The sequence below is a fragment of the Sphingomonas sp. genome (assembly GCF_041661885.1).
Taxonomy (GTDB): Bacteria; Pseudomonadota; Alphaproteobacteria; order Sphingomonadales; family Sphingomonadaceae; genus Sphingomonas.
The window spans coordinates 367,461-388,519 of the sequence record NZ_JBAZTL010000001.1; the positions used below are offsets into that span (position 1 = coordinate 367,461).

Genomic DNA, 21,059 nt, shown 5'->3' on the forward strand with positions numbered 1-21,059 from the left:
TTGAGAAAGGAGCCGTACTCGGTAGAGTGCGGCTCCTTTTTTCGTTTTGGAGCCTTACATGCGTTTGACCCTGCCGCTGATTGCTCTCGTTCTCGCGGCTCCCGCGCAACTACAGGCCCAAACCATGAAATATCCCGAAACCCGCCGCGTAACCCAAGTCGACGAACAGTTTGGCGTGAAGGTCGCCGATCCGTATCGCTGGCTGGAAAACGACGTGCGGACCGATGCCGAGGTCGCGAAATGGGTGGCGGACGAGAATGCCGTTACCAACGCCTATCTGGCAACGTTGCCGGGGCGCGACATCTTTGCGGCGCGGTTGAAGCAATTGCTCAATTATGAACGCTTCGGCACGCCGGTGAAGAAGGGCGGTCGCTATTTTTACAGCCGCAATGCCGGGTTACAAAATCAATCGGTGTTGTATGTGCGCGACAGCGTCGATGGCGCGGGGCGAGTGCTGATCGACCCCAATGGCTGGTCGAAGGACGGGGCAACCGCGCTCGCCGAATGGAGCCCGTCCGATGATGGCAAAAAGCTCGCTTACGCGGTGCAGGATGGCGGCACGGATTGGCGCTCGGTCAAGGTGCTCGATGTGGCCACGGGCGCGGTGTCGGACACGATCGAATGGGTGAAATTCTCGGGCCTCGCCTGGGCAAAGGATGGTTCGGGTTTCTATTATTCGCGCTTCGCCGCCCCTGCTGCCGGGGCCAAGTTCCAGGCGCTCAACGAGAATCAGCAAGTCTATTTTCACAAGCTCGGCACCGCGCAGGCAGCCGACACGCTAATCTATGCCACACCCGAGAGCCCCAAGCTCGGCCACACTGCGCAAGTGACCGATGACGGCAAATGGCTGGTTATTACCACACATGAGGGCACCGATAACCGCTATCAGATCACCGTGATCGACCTGACCGCGCCCAAGCCGGTACCGCGCACGATCTTCAAGGGCCTGAATTATGAGTGGAGCCTGGCAGGTAATGTCGGCGGCAATTTCTATTGGGTGACCAATAAGGACGCGCCGCGCGGGCGGATCGTCGCGACCAATCTTTACGCGCGCTCGGCCGAAGTTCCCGAGCAGGAAGTCGTTGCGCAGGGCAAGGACGTGATCGAAGGGGCCAGCCTGGTTGGCGACCGTCTGCTGGTTTCGTGTCTCGCCGATGTGAAGAGCGAAGTCCGCCGCTATACGCTGGAGGGTAAGCCCGATGGCGTGGTGCCGCTGCCCGGTATCGGCGCAGCGGGGGGCTTTGGCGGGGAGGCGGGCGACCCCGAAACCTTCTTTGCCTTCACCAGCTTTGCCACGCCGACGACGATCTATCGCTATGACGTGAAGACCGGGCAGGCGACGCCGTGGGCCGCGCCGAAGGTGGCGTTCGACCCGGCGCGCTATCAGGTTGAGCAGCGCTTTTATGCCTCGAAGGACGGCACGCAGGTGCCGATGTTCGTCGTCCACCGTAAAGATGTTTCCGGACCCGCACCGACGTTGCTCTACGCTTATGGCGGCTTCAACATCTCGGTTACGCCCGGTTTTTCGGCAACGCGGCTGGCGTGGCTGGAGCAGGGCGGGGTGTTGGCGGTCGCCAACATTCGCGGCGGTGGCGAATATGGCAAGGCGTGGCACGATGGCGGGCGCCTGGCCAACAAGCAGAACGTGTTCGACGATTTCATCGCGGCGGGCGAATATCTGAAGGCAAAGGGCATTACCGGCGCGGACCAGCTCGTTATCCAGGGCGGGTCAAACGGCGGCTTGCTGGTGGGCGCGGTGACCAACCAGCGGCCTGACCTGTTTGCGGCGGCCTTGCCTGCGGTCGGGGTGATGGACATGCTGCGCTTCGACCGCTTCACCGCCGGGCGCTATTGGGTCGATGATTATGGCTATCCGTCGAAGGAAGCCGATTTCAGGACGCTCTATGCCTATTCGCCCTATCACAATATCCGCGCGGGCAAGGCCTATCCGGCGATCCTGGCCGAGACCGCCGATACGGACGACCGCGTCGTGCCCGGGCACACCTTCAAATATACCGCGATGCTGCAATCGCTCGACCTCGGGCCGAAGCCGCGTCTGGTGCGGATCGAGACGCGCGCGGGCCACGGTTCGGGCAAGCCAACCGACAAGGTAATCGCCGAAACCGCCGACGCCTGGGCCTTCGCGGCGAAGTGGACGGGGCTCACGGTTAAGCCGGTGGAGTAGCGCGCCGCTATCCCCTTGCTTCCCCGGCGGAGGCCGGGTTCCAGCAGCGAGACGGGAGAGATCGGGCGGTTCCGCGTGGCGACTTCCACCTTTCGGTCTGGGCCCCGGCCTTCGCCGGGGAAGCGACACGAAGACGGCGGCTCAGACCTCGGGTAACGAATCCTCCCGCCACACCAGCAATTGATGCCCGTCATGCACCCCGGCGATCCGTACCGGGGTGCCTGCTGGAAGATCGAGCGGCACCTCGAACGGGTAGAATTGCGCGCCCCAATGTGATGCGACGTCGGGGCCGGGGCGATTTTCATAGGTGCCTTCGGCGTCGAGATCGAGCCGGATCCACTGCACGATCCCGCCGATCGATCCGCCCTCGCTGACCAGCGTCGTTTCTGCGCGGTGCTGCTCGCGCGTGGTTTTTGCGGTGAAATCGAACGCCAGCAAAGCGGTGGCGGCGCTGTGCAGGGTGAGCGTGGCGTCGTTGACCGCCACATTGCGCGGCACCTGCGCCAGTGCGTTGAAGCCATCGAGATCGAACCCGGCAACCTCTCCCATATGGTTCTGCGCGGCGCCCCCCCAATTGGCCAGCGCGACCATCACCGCCCCGCCCATCGGGATCATCTGCCCGCCGGGAGCCAACAGCCGCGATGCCGCGTCGGCCAGCGTTCTCAGCACACCTTCGGCCAGCAGATTGTTCGAGACGATTTCGGACACGATGACATCGGCCGGCCCTTCGAGATCGGCCTCCAGATCAAGCTCGGTCGAATTGCCGGTGACGATGCGAATGCGATCGGCATAGCCATTGGCGGCGACGATGCGTGTTGCGGCATCGGCGATCGCGGGATTTTCCTCGCAGGCAACGACACGGCCCGCCCCTGCGCGCGCCGCCATCATCGACAGCAGGCCGCTGCCCGCGCCGATGTCGAGCACATGCGTGCCCGGCGTCACCGCGCGCCGGATCGCGGCATCGAAGGCGGCGTTGCGCGGTTCGTCGCGTAGCATGTTGAAATGCCAGCGCGGCACGCTTTGCCCGATCAGATGTTGCGCGCGCGCGGTAACCTCCACGTCGTCGGGCGCGAGGGCGCGGGCTTCGGTTGCCAGGGGATACACCCGTCCGCGCAAACCGATCTTCGACGCGAGGCCTGCGAGTGCCGCGAGTTTGCGTCCGTCCTTCCCGGCGGCCTCCACCATCGGTTCGAAACCGGCGCGCGCGATCGCTTTCATATCCCGCTTGTCGTTCATGCCGTCCCCAAAGCTCTTCCCCCGCCGCTTGTATCTGCTATCTGGCCGCATGACCCATCAGACCGACTCCATCCTCATCGTCGATTTCGGCAGCCAAGTAACGCAATTGATCGCACGGCGCGTGCGTGAGGCTGGCGTCTACAGTGAGATCGCGCCGTTCACCACCGCCGAAGTGGCGTTCGCGCGGATGAACCCCAAGGGCGTGATCCTCTCGGGCAGCCCGGCCTCGGTGCTCGACGACGGATCGCCGCGCATCCCGCAGGCGATCCTCGACAGCGGCGTGCCAATCATGGGTATCTGCTATGGCCAGCAAGTGCTGATGCACCAATTGGGCGGCAGCGTAACGCTTGGCGAAAGCGGCGAGTTCGGCCATGCGGTGATCGAAGTGACCGACCATTGTGCGCTGTTCGACGGGGTGTGGCAGCCGGGCGAGAAGCACACGGTGTGGATGAGCCACGGCGACAAGGTGACCGCACTGGCTCCCGGCTTCCGCCCGGTCGCGGTCAGCCCCGGTTCGCCGATCGCGGTGGTCGCCGACGAAGCGCGCAAATATTACGCCACGCAATTCCACATGGAAGTGGCGCACACGCCCGATGGCGCCAAGCTGATCGCCAATTTCGCGCGGCACGTCTGCGGCCTGACCGGTGAGTGGACGATGGCCGAGTTCCGCGCGGCCAAGATCGCCGAAATCCGTGCCCAAGTCGACAAGGGCCGCGTGATTTGCGGTCTCTCGGGTGGTGTCGATAGCGCGGTGGCGGCGGTGTTGATCCATGAGGCGATTGGCGATCAGCTCACCTGCGTGTTCGTCGATGGCGGAATCCTGCGGGCAGGGGAGGCCGAACAGGTCGTCAGCCTGTTCCGTGGGCACTATAACATTCCCCTGGTGCATGTGGATGCGCAGGACCTGTTCATGGGCGGCCTGGCTGGCGTCACCGACCCCGAGGCGAAGCGCAAATTCATCGGCAAGACCTTCATCGACATCTTCGAGGCGGAGGCCAAGAACATCGGTGGGGCGGATTTCCTGGCGCAAGGCACGCTGTACCCCGACGTGATCGAAAGCGTCAGCTTCACTGGCGGCCCGTCGGTGACGATCAAGAGCCACCACAATGTTGGCGGCTTGCCCGAGCGGATGAACATGCAGTTGGTGGAGCCGCTGCGCGAACTGTTCAAGGACGAAGTGCGCGCGCTGGGCCGCGAACTCGGGCTGACCGAGGCGTTTGTCGGGCGGCATCCCTTCCCCGGGCCGGGCCTTGCGATCCGCATTCCGGGCGAAGTGACCAAGGAACGCTGCGATATCCTGCGCAAGGCCGATGCGATCTATCTCGAGGAAATCCGCGCGGCGGGGCTGTACGACACGATCTGGCAGGCATTCGCGGTGCTGTTGCCGGTGCGCAGCGTCGGCGTGATGGGCGACGGGCGCACTTATGATAATGTGCTCGCCCTGCGCGCGGTCACCTCAACCGACGGCATGACCGCCGAGGCGTTCCAATTCCCGGGTGACTTCCTGCCGCGCGTGGCGACGCGGATCGTCAACGAGGTGAAGGGCATCAACCGCGTCACCTATGACTATACGAGCAAGCCGCCCGGCACGATTGAGTGGGAGTGACGGATACAAACGGTGGGGATAGCGTGGGTTTGGCGGTGATTCTCGGTATCGTTATTGTCGACAGCATCCGTTTTTTACTCGCGCTCGGCTTACCCGCTCCATTTCTGTCTCACGGGATCGATCTGCACGTACCCTCATAACGGTATAAGACCGCTTTGATGGACAAGTGTGCTCTGGCGCAGCATGGCGTGCACAAACGCGGGTCTGTTTTGCGTCCCTATTGTCGTCACTCAGATGGCCGGCGGCGGAACCCGAAAGCCGACATATGCTTGCTTATCGGTGTTCGGCGTTTCGCGCGAAAGGCCGCCAGCCCGCTTTCGTGCGCCGATTACCAGCAACAAAAATTCGTGCGCGGGCGGTACAAGGGCTCCCACGCGACTGAAATTGTACGCAGCCGGCGTCCCCGACGAAGAGGTGAGACCTGCGGGAGATCGCCTGGCTGGGGCTGTGCCCGCTCGCCTCTATGTCGGGCCCGTAGCACGTGGTAGACGTTGGCCTAAGGGAGGGGGGCGCATGACGCTCAATCAGGCCGCCGTGCTGGCGCTGGCGGCGATCGCGCTGCTGTTCGTGGTGGCGGCTGGGGTAGAGGCGCGCGGAACGTTGCTGGCGGGCAATCCGCGCGTACGCCGCATTGCCTATACGCTGGCGCTTGGCGTCTATTGTTCGAGCTGGACCTTCTACGGCGCGGTCGGGAGCGCGGTGCGCGAGGGCTGGGCGTATCTCCCGATCTACCTCGCGCCGATAATGGTCCTGCTCGCGGCACCCCGTTTCCTGTCGCGGCTGTCGCACGCGGTGGCCGAGGAAAAAGCAATGACCGTGTCGGATTTCATCGCCGCGCGCTTCGGCCATGATGCCGTCGTCGCGCGGCTGGTGACGATCATCGCGCTGCTCGGTACCGTGCCCTATATCGCGCTGCAATTGCGGTCGATCGGCAACGCGATCGCGACGGTTTCGAACGCGGCGGCGACCACCCCGGTGATGATCGGGGCGGCGATTTTGTTGGCGCTGTTCGCCATCGTGTTTGGCGCGCGACGGTTCGAGATGGCGGGGCGGCACGAAGGCTTGCTGTTCGCGATCGCGTTCGAATCGCTGTTCAAGATCGTCGCGCTCGTGCTGATCGCCGGCTTGGCACTCGTTCTGCTTGCCGGTGCGCCGACCGTACCCCTTGCCGACGCGGTAACCGCGTTTTCCGGACGCTTTGCACCCGCTCGCCTGTCGCTCGAGTTCGTGGTGCTGTGCCTGATTTCTGCCATGGCCATCCTCTCGCTGCCCCGCCAATTCTATATGGGGCTTACCCAGTCGCACGAACCCGACGATCTGCCGCGCGCGCGCTTCGGTTTTGCGGCGTATCTCGCCGTGATGGCGTTGCTCGTCGTGCCGATCGCGCTCGCGGGAACGCTGATGTTGCCCGGCGGGGGGACCGCGGATCTCTATCCGTTATTGCTGCCCGGCGCCATGCGCGGTGGCGGCTGGCTGGTCGTGATGGCGCTGCTCGGTGGGATCAGCGCGTCGGCGTCGATGGTCATCGTCGATTCCGTCGCGCTGGCGACGATGGTGTCGAACGATCTCGTGTTCGCTGCGGTGTTGCGGAGTGGCGGGGGCGAGGCGGCGGGCGCACTCGGCCGACGCATGTTGCAGGTCCGCGCCGGGTCGATTGTCGCGATCATCGCGCTGGCGCTCGCCTGGGCGCTGTTGATATCGCCCAACGACTCGCTGGCGTCGATCGGCGTCGTGGCTTTCGCCGCGATGGCGCAGTTCACCCCACATCTCATTCTAGCGACGATCGATACCGGGCGCGATCCGATCGCGGCGCGCGCCAGCCTGTCGGTGGGGCTGGTGTTGTGGCTCTATACGCTCGGCTTGCCGCCTGTGCTCCCGCGAGCCTGGCTGCACGTGCTTGCGCTGGGCCCGCTCGACCCGCTGCGGCTCTTTGGCATCGGCCATGCATCGCCGGTCGTGCATGGCGTGTTATGGAGTCTCGGTGCAAACTTGCTGGTGCTCGCCACGATCGCCGCGCGCAACGCGCCTGCCAGCCCGCTGCCGCGCCTGCTCCGCTCCAATCGGCGGGTGACCGATATGGTTGAACTGGTGCATCTGACCGCCAGCTTCGTCGGCCAGCAGCGCGCTGAACTGGAATTTGCCGCATCGCCCCCCGGTACGCCGGTCGATGGTCGTTCCGCCACGCGCGCGCAGCAGTTGATTGCGGGGGTGGTCGGTGCCTCCTCGGCCAGGGCGCTGGTCGCATCGGCGCTGGCGGGCGGGCAGATGAGCCTCGGCGACGTCACCCGCTTGCTTGACGAGGGCGGCCAGTCGCTGCGCTTCTCGCGCCAATTGCTCGCCGCTACCTTCGAGAATCTCGACGCCGGGATCAGCGTGATTGACGCCGAATTGAACCTGCAGGCGTGGAACAGCCGCTATCTCGAGCTCTTCCCGTATCCGCCCGGGCTGGCGCGCGTCGGCGTGCCCGTCGCCGAGCTTATCCGCCACAATGCACTGCGCGGCGATTTCGGCGCGGGCGATGTCGAGCTCCACGTCGCCAAGCGGCTGGGCCATTTGCGCGCGCGGTTGCAGCACAGTTTCGAGCGCGTCCGCCCGGACGGGCGCGTGATCAAGACGGTGGGCGGACCGATGCCGGGCGGCGGCTATGTTATGAGCTTTACCGACATTACCGCCGAGGCGCAGGCGCGCGCCGACCTGCGTCGCACGCTCGAGGAACTCGAACAGCGCGTCGCCGACCGTACCCGGGCACTGAGCGACGCCAACCATCAGCTCGCACGCGCAACGCAGGACAAGACGCGCTTTCTGGCGGCGGCAAGCCACGACCTGCTGCAGCCACTGCACGCCGCGCGGCTGTTCACGGCCGCGCTCGATCGCGATGTTGCGGAGGACACGCGCGCGCTGGTCGGGCGGGTGGACAGCGCGATCGTCGCGGCTGAGGGGCTGCTGCGCGCGCTGCTCGACATCAGCCGGATCGATGCGGGCGGGGTGAAGCCCGATCTCGCCCCGCTCGCACTCCGACCTTTTCTAGCGAACCTGGCCGACAGCTTCCGGCCGAGCGCCTCTGCCAAGGGGCTGCGCCTGCGTATCGGTCCGCTCTCGGGAGCGGTGCTCACCGATGCCGGGCTGCTACGCTCGGTGATTCAGAATTTCCTTGCGAATGCGGTACGCTATACGCCGGAAGGCGGCGTCTTGCTGGGCGTGCGGCGGCGCGGCGACGCGGTGCGGATTGACGTGGTCGATAGCGGCGTCGGCATCGCACCCGACCAGATCGAGGCGATTTTCGGGGAGTTCACCCGGCTCGGGGAGGTGGAGGTGGAGGGGCTTGGCCTGGGCCTTGCCTTGGCCGAGCGGATCGTGCGGCTGCTCGGCGGGACGATCGAGGTGCGCTCTACGCCCGGGCGGGGGAGCCGGTTCAGCCTGACGCTTCCCGCGCTTGAGGGGCCGGCGCTTGCGAGCGCCTCTCCTAGCACCCCCGATCGGGCGCCGACACAGACACGCGCGCGCACCGTTCTGGTGGTCGATGACGACCCGCGCATCGTGGAGGCGAGCTTCGCCTTGCTCACCCGCCTGGGCCACCGCACGCTCGTTGCCGCGAACGCGACCGAGGCGCTGGCGCACGGCACCGCTGCCGACGCGGTGCTCATCGATTATCGACTGAGCGACGCGGAGGACGGCCTGACGCTATTGCGGGACTTGCGCCTTGTCCGGCCCGGCCTGCCCGCAGCGCTCATCACCGCCGAGGCGACTCCGGAGATCCGGCGTCAGGCGGCGGCGCTGGGGGTCGAGGTCTTCGCCAAGCCGGTCGCGGCCAGCGCGATCGAGCGGTTCCTCGCGCGCGTCAATGTCTGAGGTCAAGCCCCAGCGAACGCGCGACCAACGCCGCCTGGGTGCGGTTCTGCACGTCGAGTTTGCGCATGATCGCGGTCATATGGGCCTTAACCGTCGCCTCGCTCATCGCAAGGCTATGCGCGATCTGTTTGTTGAGCTGCCCGTCGATGACAGCGAGCAGTACCTTCAATTGCGTCGGGGTGAGATCGGTCACTTCGTGGCGCACCTCCCCGATTGCCACCGCCTCTCCGACCCGGGACGGTGACACGGCGCGGGTACTGTCACTGGTCAACGCCCGTTCGATCGCCGCCTCGATCGTGGCAAGATCGCTGTCCTTGCGCAGAAAGCCGATTGCGCCGTAGTTGCGCGCTTCGTCCGCCGCCGACGCGCCTTCAGCGCTGGAGACGACCAGGATCGGCACATTGGGGCGCTCGGCATGAAGCAAAGCGATGCCGGAATAGCCGACCGCGCCGGGCATTTTCAGGTCGAGGATGACCAGCGCAAGGTCGTCGGCATCCCCCGCCGCACGCGCGGCAGCGGCGAGCGTCCCGGCTTCGATGATCCCCGCCGCAGGCCGCACCCGTGCTACCGCCAGCGCGAGCGCCTGGCGAAACAGCGGGTGATCGTCCGCGATGAGGATCGTCTCTGTCATGCCTCAGCCAAGATTGGCCTGTTCGCCACTAGATGCTCCACCACCGACGGATCGGCAAGGGTGGAGATATCACCAAGGCTATCGACGTCGTTCTCGGCGATCTTGCGCAGGATGCGTCGCATGATCTTGCCGCTGCGCGTCTTGGGGAGCGCGGGCGCGAACTGGATTATGTCGGGCGTGGCGATCGGACCGATTTCGTGACGCACCCATTGCACCAGTTCGCGCCGCAGCGTCTCATCGGGCTCGACTTCGGCATTGGTGGTGACGAAAGCATAGATGCCCTGGCCTTTGATCGCGTGTGGCATCCCGACCACCGCCGCCTCGGCCACCTTGGCGTGCGCGACCAGGGCGCTTTCGATCTCCGCAGTGCCCATGCGGTGGCCGCTGACGTTGATCACATCGTCGATCCGCCCGGTGATCCAGTAATAGCCATCGGCATCGCGGCGGCAGCCGTCTCCGGTGAAATAGACACCGGGGAAGGTGGTGAAATAGGTCTGGAAGAAGCGCTCGTCATCGCCCCACACGGTGCGCATCTGTCCGGGCCAACTGCCGGTGATGACGAGACAGCCTTCGCCCGCGCCTTCCACCGTACGGCCGTCATTGTCCAGCAGTCGGGGTTGCACGCCGAACATTGGGCGGCTGGCCGAACCGGGCTTAAGCGGGGTCGCGCCGGGCAAGGGTGTGATCATCGTGCCGCCAGTCTCGGTCTGCCACCAGGTATCGACGATCGGGCAGTGCCCTTCGCCCACGACCCGGTGATACCATTCCCACGCCTCGGGGTTGATCGGCTCGCCGACCGAGCCGAGCAGGCGCAGCGAGGAACGGTCGGTACGCGTCACCCAATTATCGCCCTCGCGCATCAGCGCGCGCAAGGCAGTCGGCGCGCCATAGAAGATTTCGACCTGGAACTTGTCGACCACCTGCCAGAACCGTGAAGGATCGGGCCAGTTGGGCACGCCTTCGAACATGACCGTCGTGCCGCCGTTGAGCAACGGGCCGTACACGACATAGCTGTGCCCGGTGACCCAGCCGACATCGGCGGCGCACCAGAAGATCTGCCCGGGGCGATAATCGAAGACATATTGGTGCGTCATCGACACCCATACGGCATAGCCGCCGGTGGTATGCAGCACGCCCTTGGGCTTGCCGGTCGAGCCCGAGGTATAGAGGATAAACAACGGCTCCTCGGCGTTCATCTCCTCAGGCGGGCAGTCCGGCGATTGCGCGGCGAGGCCTTCGCTCCAATCGACATCGCGGCCGGGCGTGACTGGCAAATCCGCGCCCGTTCGGCGCAGCACGATAACGGTGGTGACATCGGGACATTGTTCCAGCGCCTCATCGGCATTGGCCTTCAGGGGCACCTTGCGCCCGCCGCGCAGGCCTTCGTCGGCGGTGATGACCAAGGTCGACCCGCAATCGAGGATGCGCCCGGCCAGCGCGTCGGGCGAGAAGCCGGCGAAAACGATCGAATGGATTGCCCCGATTCGCGCACAGGCCAGCATCGCGACCGCCGCCTCGGGCACCATCGGCAGATAGATCGTGACGCGGTCGCCGCGCTTCACGCCACGAGCCCTGAGTAAATTGGCGCAACGGCAGACCTCTTCATGCAGCGCGCGATAGGTGATGCGGCGTGCCGGTTCGGCGGGGTCGTCGGCTTCCCACAGGATTGCCGTCGTGTCGCCGCGTTCAGCCAGATGCCGGTCGAGGCAATTGGTCGAGAGGTTGAGCGTGCCATCCTCAAACCAGCGGATCCCGAAATCGGCGGCGTGGAAGGAGGTTGTTCGCACCTTGGTGAAGGGCCTGATCCAATCGACCCGGCGCGCCTCTTCACGCCAGAAGGCGTCGGGCTCGGCGATCGAGCGAGCATACATCGCGTCGTAGCGCGCCGCGTCGATCAGGGCCCCTTCGGCCCAGGCGGCGGGAACCGGATAGACAGTGTCAGCCATGGCAGCCTCCCCAAAGATAGGTCGATGTACGGGCCTTGCGCCCATGTCCGGGGGACATAACGCGCCGCCGTTGCCCATGCGCCCGGGACCAAGGTCGTAGTCGCATCGACCATGGTCGGGATGGCGGGCCTGCCGGGGCGGGCGGACAATGGACGTCAACAAAAACAGGTCCAGAACATGGGGAGGGGATTCATGCGGACTTATCGATATCACGCCATTTTCCTGCTGCTCGGCGCGACCGCCCTGTGCGCGCCGGGCGTGGCGTTGGCCAAGGACACGGCGCCGGATTCGGCGAGCGCCGCGCTGCTTGCGCGGCTCGACCGGCTGGAGGCAGAGGTGACGCAACTGCGCGCCGACCTCGCCGCAGCGCGTGAACAGAGTGCCGCCACCACCGCCCACCTCGACGCGCAAGCGCAGGCGGCCAAGGCGACCGAGGTGCGCGTCGCCGCGATGGAAGGCAAGCCGGCGCAAATCAGCGAGGGCTTCCGCTCGGGCGCGGTGACCTTCAAGATCGGCGGCTATATCAAGACCGTCGCCAGCATCAGCCGCTATAGCGGCGGCGAGGTCGCGCCACTGGCGCTCGGGCGCGATTTCTATCTGCCGCAGCAAATCCCGGTGGGTGGTCCGCGCGGTTCCACCAATGACGAATTCTCCGCCAAGCAATCGCGCCTGTTCCTCGCGCTTTCGACTGACGTGAAGGGGCACACGCTGAAGGGCTATGTCGAAACCGATTTCCAGGTGGCGAGCGGCACGCAAGGCAGCGAGCGCACCACCAACGGCTATAATCTCGCATTGCGTCGCGCTTATGTGCAGTTCGACGATCTGCTGATCGGGCAGGAGTGGAGCAACTTCCAATATGTCGCGGCGCTCCCTGAGACAACCGACTATATCGGCCCGACCGAGGGCACCGTCTTCGCTCGTCAGCCGCAGGTGCGGTATTCCTTCCACCTGAGCAAGGCGGCAACTTTGAGCGTGTCGGCGGAGAACCCGCAGGCGGCGACTGCGACCGGCAACAACCCGGCCCTGGTCGAAAATGACGACAATCACGTGCCCGATTTCGCCGCGAGGCTGAACTATGCGGCGAGCTTTGGTGAACTGTCGCTCGCCGGTTTGGTCGCGCCGCTCCGCGTGCAGAACGGCGCGCAGAAGGACGAGGTGCTCGGCTGGGGCGTGAGTGCGGCGGGTAAGGTGCCGTTCGGGCCCAATAAGCTTGCCGACTTCCGCTTCATGGCCACCTATGGCCAGGGGGCCGGGCGCTATCTCGGACTTAACTTCGCGCCCGATGCAATCCTGACCGCTGCCACCGGCAAGCTCAGCAAGGTCAAGAACCTCGCCGCCTTTGCCGCGGTGCGCTGGCCCTGGACGCCGAACATCCGCTCGACCGTGATGGGCAGTTTCCAGACTGCCGATTATCCAGACGGCTTCCCCGTGGGCAATTTCGTGACGTTCAACCACCGCGCGTGGAGCCTTGCCGGTAATGTGTTCTGGACGCCCGCCAAGGGCTTCGACCTCGGGGTCGAGTATCGCCACGGCAAGCGCGAACTGGTGAACGGAGTGTCTGGACAGCTCGACCGCGTCGAGCTTGCCGCGAAATATGGTTTCTAATCGAAAACAGGGGAGAATGTGGCATGGCCACGGATATCGACGTCTTGCCCAAGCACCATCAGACTACGCGAAGCGAGAAATTGGTGATTACCGCCAGTTCGCTCGGCACCGTGTTCGAATGGTATGATTTCTATCTCTACGGGCTGCTGACCGCAATCATTGCGGCGCAGTTCCTCACCGGGCTGAATGCGACGACTGCGTTCATCATGGCCTTGCTGGTCTTTGCGGCGGGCTTCGTTGTGCGGCCATTCGGTGCCTTGGTGTTCGGACGGATCGGCGATATGTTCGGCCGACGCTATACCTTCATCATCACGTTGTCAGTCATGGGCGTTTCGACCTTCCTGGTTGGCTGCCTGCCGACGTATAAGACGGCGGGCGTCGCGGCGCCGATCATGCTAGTGGCGCTGCGCATGCTGCAGGGGCTGGCGCTGGGCGGCGAATATGGTGGTGCCGCCACCTATGTCGCCGAGCACGCGCCCGACAACAAGCGTGGCCTCTATACCAGTTGGATCCAGATCACCGCGACGGCGGGCCTTGCGATGGCACTGCTGATCGTCATCGTCGTCCGCTCGCCCGTCACCGGGGTTGGTGAGGAGGCGTTCAAAGCGTGGGGCTGGCGTATTCCGTATCTAGCTTCGGGCTTGTTCCTGACGATCGGGTTGTGGTTGCGGCTGAAGCTCGCGGAATCACCCGTGTTCCAGAAGATGAAGGACGAAGGGACCGCGTCGAAGGCACCGCTGACCGAGGCCTTTGGTAAGTGGGATAATCTGAAGTTCGTGCTGATCGCCTTCTTCGGCGCAATCGCCGGGCAGGCAGTGGTGTGGTACACCGGGCAGCTTTATGCGATGTACTTCCTCGAAAAGATGCTGAAGGTCGAGGGGCTCACCGCCAACACGCTGACCATCACGGCCCTGTTGCTGGCAACCCCGTTCTTCTTGTTCTTTGGCTGGCTATCGGACAAGGTTGGGCGCAAGCCGATCATCCTCGGCGGTTGCGCGCTGGCGGCGGCGACCTTATTCCCGGTGTTCCATGCGTTGACCGATGCGGCAAACCCGGCGCTCGCCAAGGCGCAAGCGACGGCGCCGGTCTCGGTGACCGCCAACCCGGCGGAATGTTCGTCGCAATTCGACCCGGTCGGGCAGAACAAGTTCGACACGACGAGCTGCGACATTGTCAAGAACGCACTCGCCAAGGCAGCCGTCAACTACACCAATGTGTCCGCGCCCGCCGGGACGATCGCTTCGATCGCGATCGGTACCAAGACCTTCATCGCGCCCGATCCGTCCAAGGTAACGGGTGACGACCGCAAAAAGGCAATCGCGGCCTTCACGGCTGAAGTCGCCGGCGCGCCCGCAGTCGTCGCCAAGCCGGCCGAGGGTGATAAGCCAGCGGTCGCGGCCAAGCCCGCTGTAGTAGGGGAGCTCGTCCAGGTCGGTTATCCCGCCAAGGCGGATCCCGCAGCGATCAACAAACCGCTGGTCGTCGCCTTGCTGTTCTATCTCGTGCTGCTGGTCACGATGGTCTACGGCCCGATTGCGGCGATGCTGGTGGAATTGTTTCCCAGCCGGATCCGCTACACCTCGATGTCCTTGCCTTATCATATCGGCAATGGCTGGCTGGGAGGGCTGCTTCCGGCAATCGGCTTCGCGATGGTCGCGGCCAATGGCAACATCTACTACGGCTTCTGGTATCCCGTGGTGGTGGCGGCGGCGACCGTGGTGATCGGGCTGATCTTCCTGCCCGAAACCTATCGCCGCAGTATTGACGGCTGACATGACCCGCAATCCGCCGCGCTTTGGCTTGGGTCAAGGCGCGGCGCGATGGCCCGGGGCAAGTCCGCGCCACACTTTCAACGGAGAGCCGCGATGACCACCAATGCTCAAACGCGCATCAAGACCCGCTCGGGCCTCGACCTCAGCATCCGCCCGGCAGTCCCCGAGGATCAGGCGCAGTTGGAGAACTTTTTCGACCACGTCAGCGACGTCGACCGTCGTTTCCGCTTTTTCGCCGCGTCCGAGCATGTCAGCCACAACCAGCTAGACCCGCTGCTCCATGCCGACCATTTCCGCAGCGAGAGCTATCTCGCCTTCGACCAAGCCTCGGGCGAACTCGTTGCATCGGCGCTGCTCGCCTGCGATGCGGCGCTCGACACCGGCGAGATCGCCGTCTCGGTGCGTAGCGATTATCGCGGCAAGGGCGTCGGTTGGGCAGCACTTGATATCCTTGCCACCGAAGCGGCGGCGCGCGGCGTGCGGAGGGTCATCTCGATCGAGGCGCGTGACAACCACGCGGCGATCGAGCTGGAGCGCGAAAAGGGCTTTACGCCCGAACCTATGGAAGGCGACCCGACTTTGGTCATTCTGTCCAAGACGTTTCGGTGACGGCGGCCAAACAACGGAGGTCGCCGACCAGCCAACACGCTATGGTCTCGCGATCTCAATAATCACTTCGGCCAGCGCGACCGACCGATCGCGGGATGTAGTGACCTGAACCGCTAGCTGGTTCGATGCGTTTGGCACCTGTCATGGCAAGCCAACTGCTGGCCATATCCCTATCGATCTGCAGCAATGGTTCACCGCCGGTCGCATCGCCCTCCACTCCGGTTCTTGCCGTCCAATTGTGTCGTAATTTGACGGCAAGAACCGGAGTGCGGCGGCCCGTTGCAGAAGGCTAGTCGAGTGGAGCGCCTGCCAAATTTGAGGACTCCTCCAACCGGATCGATCCCGACAAATGGCGGCCGCTGATTATGAGCTTCCAGAAATTCTACAGCCTGGCAGATGGCGAGCTTCTTGCCTCCCGGCTCGCGCAAGTTCCCGAAGAATCATATCGCAGCCCCGACGTCGACCGCGCCCGATCGGGCGAGATCGCGGCAGTCGCGGTATAGCGGGCGGACTTTTGGCATGACGATGCGCTGATCGCCCAGCATTGGCGATGTTCGTCAACGCAGCCGGGCGTGTTTACGCGAGGCCGCGTCGCATCATGGCCCGCACCACGTGCGGATGGATGCGCCCGACCGGGAGCATATAGAGATGCCCGAGCAAATTCTTGATCCGAACCAGCGTCGAAATCGTGCAGGTTGGCCCGTCTGCTGCATCGGATTTTAGCACCGAAACGCGAACGTCGAGATGGCTGTCGTCGATGCCCAGAAGCAATTCATGTGCCCCTGACTCGATGACGGTGAAAATGCCCAGCCGATCGCCCGATGCATAGCTGTCGGCTGGGCGGGAGGCGTTGGCGCCCATGATCCCCACGTCCTTGATCCCGATTGCCCGGGCCACGACGTTTCGCAATGCCATGAGCGTGTTGACCCATTCTGGAGTGGCGCGCGTCGCCTGGAGGAAAATCTCAACAGGCGTGGCGGTGCGGTCGCGCAACGGTGTGCGATAGGCATCCGCAAAATCAGCGCGCGCCAAGTCCTGATAGAGGGCGCTGTCCGACGGGAACGGGATGGAGGCGGGGAGGTTCACGCACATTCCTCGTTTGCAATTTGCCCATTTCGATACCGGTTCAGCCGAGCCGATCACGAGGGTAGAATACCACGGGATCCGCTCGTCCTCCAAGTGTCGCCTAGTGGCAATCCGGATCGATCCGAGGGAGCACCCCGATCAGCGCGATATGCCCGCCGACCCAGACCGCACTGATTGGGGCAATGTGCAATCGCAATATAAATCGCATTCGGTGTCACACTTTACCCTCCGCCAATGTCTAATGAATTAGCGAGGTAGTTTCGTGGAGGTTTCCAGTGGTTGATGACCAGGACATTCTCGTCCGGCGGGCAAAGGACGGTGATGCGGCCGCCCTTTCGGAGTTGGTGAGCGGCGCCCAGGACAGGGTGTTCCGGCTGTCGATACGTATGCTGGCTGATCCCGAAGCGGCGCAAGATGCCACGCAGGAAATTCTGATTCGGGTCATAACCAAGCTGTCGACATTCAAGGGCGAGAGCCGCTTCGAGACTTGGGTCCACAAAGTCGCGGTGAACTACCTCCTCACGGCCCGCAAGGTCATTGCGCGCGATCCCGGCCTGTCATTCGAGGCCTTTGGCCAGGATCTCATCGACGGTCTCGTCGATGAGGAATTAGCCTCGCCTGAGGATCACGCCATGTTGAACGATCTGCGGCTGCGCTGCACTATGGCGATGCTCATGTGCCTTGATCGCAAGCACCGCGCGACCTACGTGCTGGGCGAAGTTTTTGAGATGGACCATGCCGAGGCGGCATCGATATTGGGCGTCGAACCGGCGGCATTTCGTCAACAACTCTCACGCGCACGCGCCAGGGTTCAAGAATTTACCGCTGGCCATTGCGGTTTGGCGAATCCGGCCGCTCCCTGCTCGTGCCCAAGGCGGTTACCTGCGGCGCTTAACTGCGGACGGCTCGGTTCAGGACCATATGCCGCCTTCGGCGAAGCGCCCAGCTATGCGGCAGCAAAAGCGATGGCCGGTACAATCAACTCCGGGCTTGCCGCCGTTGAGCTTCAACGGGCGACCGGACCGTTGCGCGCGCCCGAAGATTTTGCCGCAAAAATATTGAGTTTGGTCGACCCACCCGGCTGACGACACCATCAATTCAACAAGGAGAGACGACATGAAACACGCTTTTGCGTGCACGCTATTGTTTTGCCTGGCCTCGGTACAAATCGGCCACGCCAAAGAATTGAAACCGACACTCCCACAATCAAGCCAAATTGGAGACCATGATATGAAGAAAGATGAAGCAGAGGTTCAGGCCGCCGTCGCCCAGATGACCTCGGCATTCGAGAAGAACAATATCGATGCGGTGATGAACGCCTATGAACCCGGCGCCGCTGTGGTGTTCGAACCGGGCCAGCCAGTTACGAACGAACAGCAGTTGCGGCAGATGTTCGGTGGCATGGCAGCCGCCAAGCCGGTTTTCACCTATTCGGGCCACGAAGTGGTGGTAAGCGGCGATACCGCTGTTCACATTGCACCGTGGCAGATGGTGGCACACACGCCGGACGGACAGGAGATCCGGCAGTCTGGGCTGTCGGTCGCAGTGTTGCGGCGCCAAGCGGACGGATCGTGGAAAATGGTGATCGACAACCCGCACGGCGCGCGCCTGCTGCCTCAGGCGAAGTAGAGAAGCGCCTAAACCGGCCGTATCCTTCCGGCCGGTTTAGGCGGGCAGCGACAGTTTCCCGCAGTCGCCGAGGGTATCGAGTTCATCGAGCTCGGCGGCGTGGCGGCGGCCCCATTCGCACAGGGCAAGCAGAACCGGCCTCAGGCTTTGGCCGAGCGGCGTCGCTTCGTAATCCACTCTTGGCGGGACTTGCGGGAACACCGTGCGGCTGACGATGCCGTGCGCCTCCATCTCGCGCAATTGCTGGATCAAGACCTTCTGGCTGATGGCGGGCATCAGCCGGTTCAATTCGGACAGGCGCTGCGGCCCCAATAGCAGATGATAGAGGACCATCGGTTTCCAACGGCCCGAAATCACCCGAAGCGCCCGTTCCGCCGGCAGGGGCGGGAGGTTTTTCATCACTGCCGCCATACTTACCTCTAAGTTAGTATATGACCAATTTCTCTGTAGTCCGTTACTTGACCCATATGACACAGAATCGCCGCCAACGGCAACTGGCGCTCACGCCCCTGTTGCTTCCTGGTTATGGACTGGAGAATGTGATGAAAGCGGTACAATTGGTGGGCTTTGGCGGGCCGGAAACCCTCGTCGTGGTGGATGTGCCCACGCCCGAGGTCGGCCCGCGCGAGGTGCTGATCCGGGTCAAGGCATCGGGCGTGAACTTCGCCGAAACGGCGATGCGGCAGAATCGCTATGCGATGACGCCGCCATTGCCGAGCATCCTCGGCTCCGAAGTTGCGGGTATCGTCGAAGCGGTCGGCGCGGAGGTCGAGGGGGTCGCTATCGGTGATCGCGTGGCGGGCTCGGCCTTTGCGGCGGGGCAATTCTTTGGTGGCTATGCCGAATACATGGTCTGCGATGTCGACTTCGTGACCCCTGTTCCCGCTGACCTCTCGTTCGAACACGCGGTCGCGTTGATGGTACAGGGATTGACCGCTTTCTACCTCCTTGAACGGGCACCGGCGGTGGGCAAGCAGGTTCTTGTGTCGGCGGCGGCGGGCGGTGTCGGCAGCTTGCTCGTGCAACTCGCCAAGCGCAGCGGCGCGGGGCAGGTGATCGCGGCGGCCAGCACCGAGGACAAGCGCGCATTCGCCTGTTCGCTCGGTGCCGATTCGGCTGTCGATTACACCGCCGACGGCTGGTCGCAGGCCGTGCGCGACCTGACCGGCGGCGCGGGTGCCGACGTGATTTACGAATCGGTCGGCGGCGCGGTGACGCGTGAAAGCCTGAAGGCGCTCGCACCACTGGGGGAACTGGTCATCTTCGGCTCGCTCAACATTCTCGATTTCAACCTCGGCGTGCCTGACCTGCTCGGAATGATCTTCCAGAACCAGAGCGTTACCGGGTTCGCCACCGTGCCCCTGCTTACGCCGCAGAGCCTGCGGGACGGGTTGACGCACTTGTTCACGATGGCGGCCTCGGGCGAGCTTAAGGTCACCATTGGCGGCGTCTTCCCGCTGGAACAGGCGGGCGAAGCGCATCGCGCGCTGGAATCGCGGCAAACGCGCGGGAAAGTCGTCCTGGTCCCGTAAACGCCGGGCAGTCCTGCCTGCGATTACGTGTGGAGAGATCGCCAGCGTTGGCGCAGCGGTCCTGTCGCGTGACCGGGACAAATCTCCGCCCAGCGGGGTTTGATCCGGTTGCGGGGCAGCGAAGCGCCATCGCCCGTGCCGACGCAACACCTCCGGCTCGCGCTATGGCGCGGCGTTCGTGCTGTGGCTGGCGATATGGGCGAGGGCCATGTCGATCGCGATTTCGAGCGGGCGATTCGATTGTTCGGTTTTCGCCAAAAGGAGCCCGCCCTGAACCGCGCTGAGCAGCCCGGTCGCCAAGGTGTGCGGATCGGCGGAGGCGGCAAGATCGCCGCGCGCCTGCATCGTCGCCAGCCCTTGTTCGATCGCGTCGGCCCACCGCGCAAAACTGCTGGCGAGGCGCGCGCGTGCGTCTTCGGAATTGTTCGCCATTTCATTGGCCAAGGACCCCAACGGGCACCCGCCGACATCGACGGTCTGGTTGAGGTCGAGGATCGCCTGGCGCCACGCCCGCAAGGCGTCCAGCGAATCCAGCGCGCCGAGATGCGGCTGCTGCGCGCCGATGACGCGGTCGGTCTGCACCGCAATCACGTCAAGAACCAGCGCGTCCTTGTCTTTGAAATAATGGTAGAGTTGCGACTTGCTCACACCGCTCCGCGCCATCACCTCGTCCAGGCTCGTCCGGTCAACGCCGTGCGCATAGATCAAATCGGCGGCTGCATCGACGATGCGCGCGCGCGTGGCCGCGCCACGAGCCGTGAGTGAGCGGGGTCCGGAGCGGGGCGTTCGCGTCATTTCGTCGATATAGGTCATTTGGACTTGACGGTCCAGTTTTGGCGTGTCTTAGTGGACTGGTTAGTCCACTTTTTGGAGTTTTCCATGACACATCTGCAAAACGGCGAGATTTTTCCATCTCTTGAGCTTTCGGTTGCGGGCGGCGGTGCGCTCCAGATTCCACAATCCCTGCAAGGCTCTTACGGCGTGGTTCTGATCTATCGTGGGGCGTGGTGTCCGTTCTGCCAGGTACAGCTTGCTGGCTTCCAGCGCGTCAGCGAAAAGCTTGCCGAAACTGGTATCAAAGTCGTCGCCTTGTCGGTCGATGATGAAGTGACGACCCTCGGCACGATCGAAAAATTTAAGCTCGGCTTTCCAGTGGGGCACAGCGCCGATGCCGACGCGGTGGCGGCGGCCACGGGCGCCTATACCAATGCCGAGCCGCATTATCTGCAGACGACCGGGTTCTTGCTGGACCCTGAGGGCCGGGTTCTCAACGCGGTTTACGCAAGCGGGCCGATTGGCCGGTTGGTGGCAGAGGATGTGATCGGTATGGTTACCTATCTGAAATCGAAGGCATAAACGCGGTAAAGAATAGG

Annotated in this window: 16 protein-coding genes; 10 read left to right on the forward strand and 6 right to left on the reverse strand. The window is 63.9% G+C overall.

From position 1 onward, the window contains the following. The first annotated feature begins 58 nt into the window (after positions 1 to 58). The gene (locus WC704_RS01885) at positions 59 to 2,185 is read left to right on the forward strand and encodes a prolyl oligopeptidase family protein (RefSeq protein WP_372888283.1); all 2,127 of its coding nucleotides are present in this window, start codon (positions 59 to 61) and stop codon (positions 2,183 to 2,185) included. A gap of 141 nt (positions 2,186 to 2,326) precedes the next feature. Here WC704_RS01885 and WC704_RS01890 read toward each other — a convergent pair whose 3' ends face one another. Further along, entirely contained in the window at positions 2,327 to 3,421 is a 1,095-nt protein-coding gene (locus WC704_RS01890; protein ID WP_372888284.1) for a 50S ribosomal protein L11 methyltransferase, read from the reverse strand. Between the two features lie 49 nt (positions 3,422 to 3,470). Between WC704_RS01890 and guaA the strand changes: the two genes are divergently transcribed. Together guaA and WC704_RS01900 are read left to right on the forward strand one after the other, a co-directional pair. After that, the gene (gene guaA, locus WC704_RS01895) at positions 3,471 to 5,027 is read left to right on the forward strand and encodes a glutamine-hydrolyzing GMP synthase (protein WP_372888285.1); all 1,557 of its coding nucleotides are present in this window, start codon (positions 3,471 to 3,473) and stop codon (positions 5,025 to 5,027) included. A gap of 513 nt (positions 5,028 to 5,540) precedes the next feature. Continuing rightward, positions 5,541 to 8,876, forward strand: coding sequence for a PAS-domain containing protein (locus tag WC704_RS01900; RefSeq protein WP_372888286.1), 3,336 nt, complete (start codon positions 5,541 to 5,543; stop codon positions 8,874 to 8,876). Here WC704_RS01900 and WC704_RS01905 read toward each other — a convergent pair. Then, positions 8,866 to 9,507, reverse strand: coding sequence for a LuxR C-terminal-related transcriptional regulator (locus tag WC704_RS01905; protein ID WP_372888287.1), 642 nt, complete (start codon positions 9,505 to 9,507; stop codon positions 8,866 to 8,868). The genes WC704_RS01900 and WC704_RS01905 overlap by 11 nt on opposite strands. Continuing rightward, complete coding sequence (acs, locus tag WC704_RS01910; RefSeq protein ID WP_372888288.1) at positions 9,504 to 11,453, reverse strand: acetate--CoA ligase; 1,950 nt, start codon at positions 11,451 to 11,453, stop codon at positions 9,504 to 9,506. Before acs ends, WC704_RS01905 begins: the two co-directional genes overlap by 4 nt. A 192-nt stretch (positions 11,454 to 11,645) precedes the next feature. On the opposite strand from acs, the gene WC704_RS01915 reads away from it, so the two are divergent. The 3 genes from WC704_RS01915 to WC704_RS01925 all read left to right on the forward strand — a co-directional run bounded on the left by WC704_RS01915 (position 11,646) and on the right by WC704_RS01925 (position 15,439). Continuing rightward, entirely contained in the window at positions 11,646 to 13,058 is a 1,413-nt protein-coding gene (locus WC704_RS01915; RefSeq protein ID WP_372888289.1) for a DcaP family trimeric outer membrane transporter, read from the forward strand. 23 nt (positions 13,059 to 13,081) lie between these two features. Then, positions 13,082 to 14,830, forward strand: a complete 1,749-nt coding sequence (locus WC704_RS01920) for an MFS transporter (RefSeq protein WP_372888290.1) — start codon at positions 13,082 to 13,084, stop codon at positions 14,828 to 14,830. 93 nt (positions 14,831 to 14,923) lie between these two features. Next, positions 14,924 to 15,439 (forward strand): N-acetyltransferase family protein, encoded by a 516-nt coding sequence (locus WC704_RS01925; RefSeq protein WP_372888291.1) that lies wholly within the window; start codon positions 14,924 to 14,926, stop codon positions 15,437 to 15,439. Between the two features lie 576 nt (positions 15,440 to 16,015). On the opposite strand, the gene WC704_RS01930 is transcribed toward WC704_RS01925, so the two are convergent. Next, a complete protein-coding gene (locus WC704_RS01930; RefSeq protein ID WP_372888292.1) occupies positions 16,016 to 16,618 on the reverse strand; it encodes a DUF2867 domain-containing protein in 603 nt (200 codons plus the stop codon). A gap of 182 nt (positions 16,619 to 16,800) precedes the next feature. On the opposite strand from WC704_RS01930, the gene WC704_RS01935 reads away from it, so the two are divergent. Together WC704_RS01935 and WC704_RS01940 are read left to right on the forward strand one after the other, a co-directional pair. Then, positions 16,801 to 17,610, forward strand: coding sequence for an RNA polymerase sigma factor (locus WC704_RS01935; RefSeq protein ID WP_372888293.1), 810 nt, complete (start codon positions 16,801 to 16,803; stop codon positions 17,608 to 17,610). Positions 17,611 to 17,641: 31 nt separating this feature from the next. Beyond that, positions 17,642 to 18,154, forward strand: coding sequence for an SgcJ/EcaC family oxidoreductase (locus WC704_RS01940; RefSeq protein WP_372888294.1), 513 nt, complete (start codon positions 17,642 to 17,644; stop codon positions 18,152 to 18,154). Positions 18,155 to 18,190: 36 nt separating this feature from the next. On the opposite strand, the gene WC704_RS01945 is transcribed toward WC704_RS01940, so the two are convergent. After that, positions 18,191 to 18,553 carry a winged helix-turn-helix transcriptional regulator gene (locus WC704_RS01945; RefSeq protein ID WP_372888295.1) on the reverse strand — a complete coding sequence of 121 codons (363 nt, stop codon included), beginning with the start codon at positions 18,551 to 18,553 and terminating at the stop codon, positions 18,191 to 18,193. A 143-nt stretch (positions 18,554 to 18,696) separates the two neighbouring features. Here WC704_RS01945 and WC704_RS01950 point away from each other — a divergent pair, with 143 nt between their 5' ends. Beyond that, positions 18,697 to 19,686: a zinc-binding alcohol dehydrogenase family protein gene (locus WC704_RS01950; RefSeq protein ID WP_372888296.1), complete on the forward strand. Its 990-nt coding sequence runs from the start codon at positions 18,697 to 18,699 to the stop codon at positions 19,684 to 19,686. Positions 19,687 to 19,848: 162 nt separating this feature from the next. On the opposite strand, the gene WC704_RS01955 is transcribed toward WC704_RS01950, so the two are convergent. Beyond that, on the reverse strand, positions 19,849 to 20,499 hold the full coding sequence (locus WC704_RS01955) for a TetR/AcrR family transcriptional regulator (protein WP_372888297.1): 651 nt from the start codon (positions 20,497 to 20,499) through the stop codon (positions 19,849 to 19,851). 66 nt (positions 20,500 to 20,565) lie between these two features. On the opposite strand from WC704_RS01955, the gene WC704_RS01960 reads away from it, so the two are divergent. Further along, positions 20,566 to 21,042 carry a redoxin domain-containing protein gene (locus WC704_RS01960; RefSeq protein ID WP_372888298.1) on the forward strand — a complete coding sequence of 159 codons (477 nt, stop codon included), beginning with the start codon at positions 20,566 to 20,568 and terminating at the stop codon, positions 21,040 to 21,042. Positions 21,043 to 21,059 lie beyond the last annotated feature (17 nt).

Bases quoted from the DNA above. Each gene is read 5' to 3' on its own strand.
- WC704_RS01915 (WP_372888289.1), top strand. From the start codon at position 11,646: ATGCGGACTTATCGATATCACGCCATTTTCCTGCTGCTCGGCGCGACC.
- WC704_RS01900 (WP_372888286.1), top strand. From the start codon at position 5,541: ATGACGCTCAATCAGGCCGCCGTGCTGGCGCTGGCGGCGATCGCGCTG.
- WC704_RS01960 (WP_372888298.1), top strand. From the start codon at position 20,566: ATGACACATCTGCAAAACGGCGAGATTTTTCCATCTCTTGAGCTTTCG.
- WC704_RS01945 (WP_372888295.1), bottom strand. From the start codon at position 18,553: ATGAAAAACCTCCCGCCCCTGCCGGCGGAACGGGCGCTTCGGGTGATT.
- WC704_RS01885 (WP_372888283.1), top strand. From the start codon at position 59: ATGCGTTTGACCCTGCCGCTGATTGCTCTCGTTCTCGCGGCTCCCGCG.
- WC704_RS01950 (WP_372888296.1), top strand. From the start codon at position 18,697: ATGAAAGCGGTACAATTGGTGGGCTTTGGCGGGCCGGAAACCCTCGTC.
- WC704_RS01925 (WP_372888291.1), top strand. From the start codon at position 14,924: ATGACCACCAATGCTCAAACGCGCATCAAGACCCGCTCGGGCCTCGAC.
- WC704_RS01955 (WP_372888297.1), bottom strand. From the start codon at position 20,499: ATGACCTATATCGACGAAATGACGCGAACGCCCCGCTCCGGACCCCGC.
- guaA (WP_372888285.1), top strand. From the start codon at position 3,471: ATGACCCATCAGACCGACTCCATCCTCATCGTCGATTTCGGCAGCCAA.
- WC704_RS01920 (WP_372888290.1), top strand. From the start codon at position 13,082: ATGGCCACGGATATCGACGTCTTGCCCAAGCACCATCAGACTACGCGA.
- WC704_RS01890 (WP_372888284.1), bottom strand. From the start codon at position 3,421: ATGAACGACAAGCGGGATATGAAAGCGATCGCGCGCGCCGGTTTCGAA.
- WC704_RS01940 (WP_372888294.1), top strand. From the start codon at position 17,642: ATGAAACACGCTTTTGCGTGCACGCTATTGTTTTGCCTGGCCTCGGTA.
- acs (WP_372888288.1), bottom strand. From the start codon at position 11,453: ATGGCTGACACTGTCTATCCGGTTCCCGCCGCCTGGGCCGAAGGGGCC.
- WC704_RS01905 (WP_372888287.1), bottom strand. From the start codon at position 9,507: ATGACAGAGACGATCCTCATCGCGGACGATCACCCGCTGTTTCGCCAG.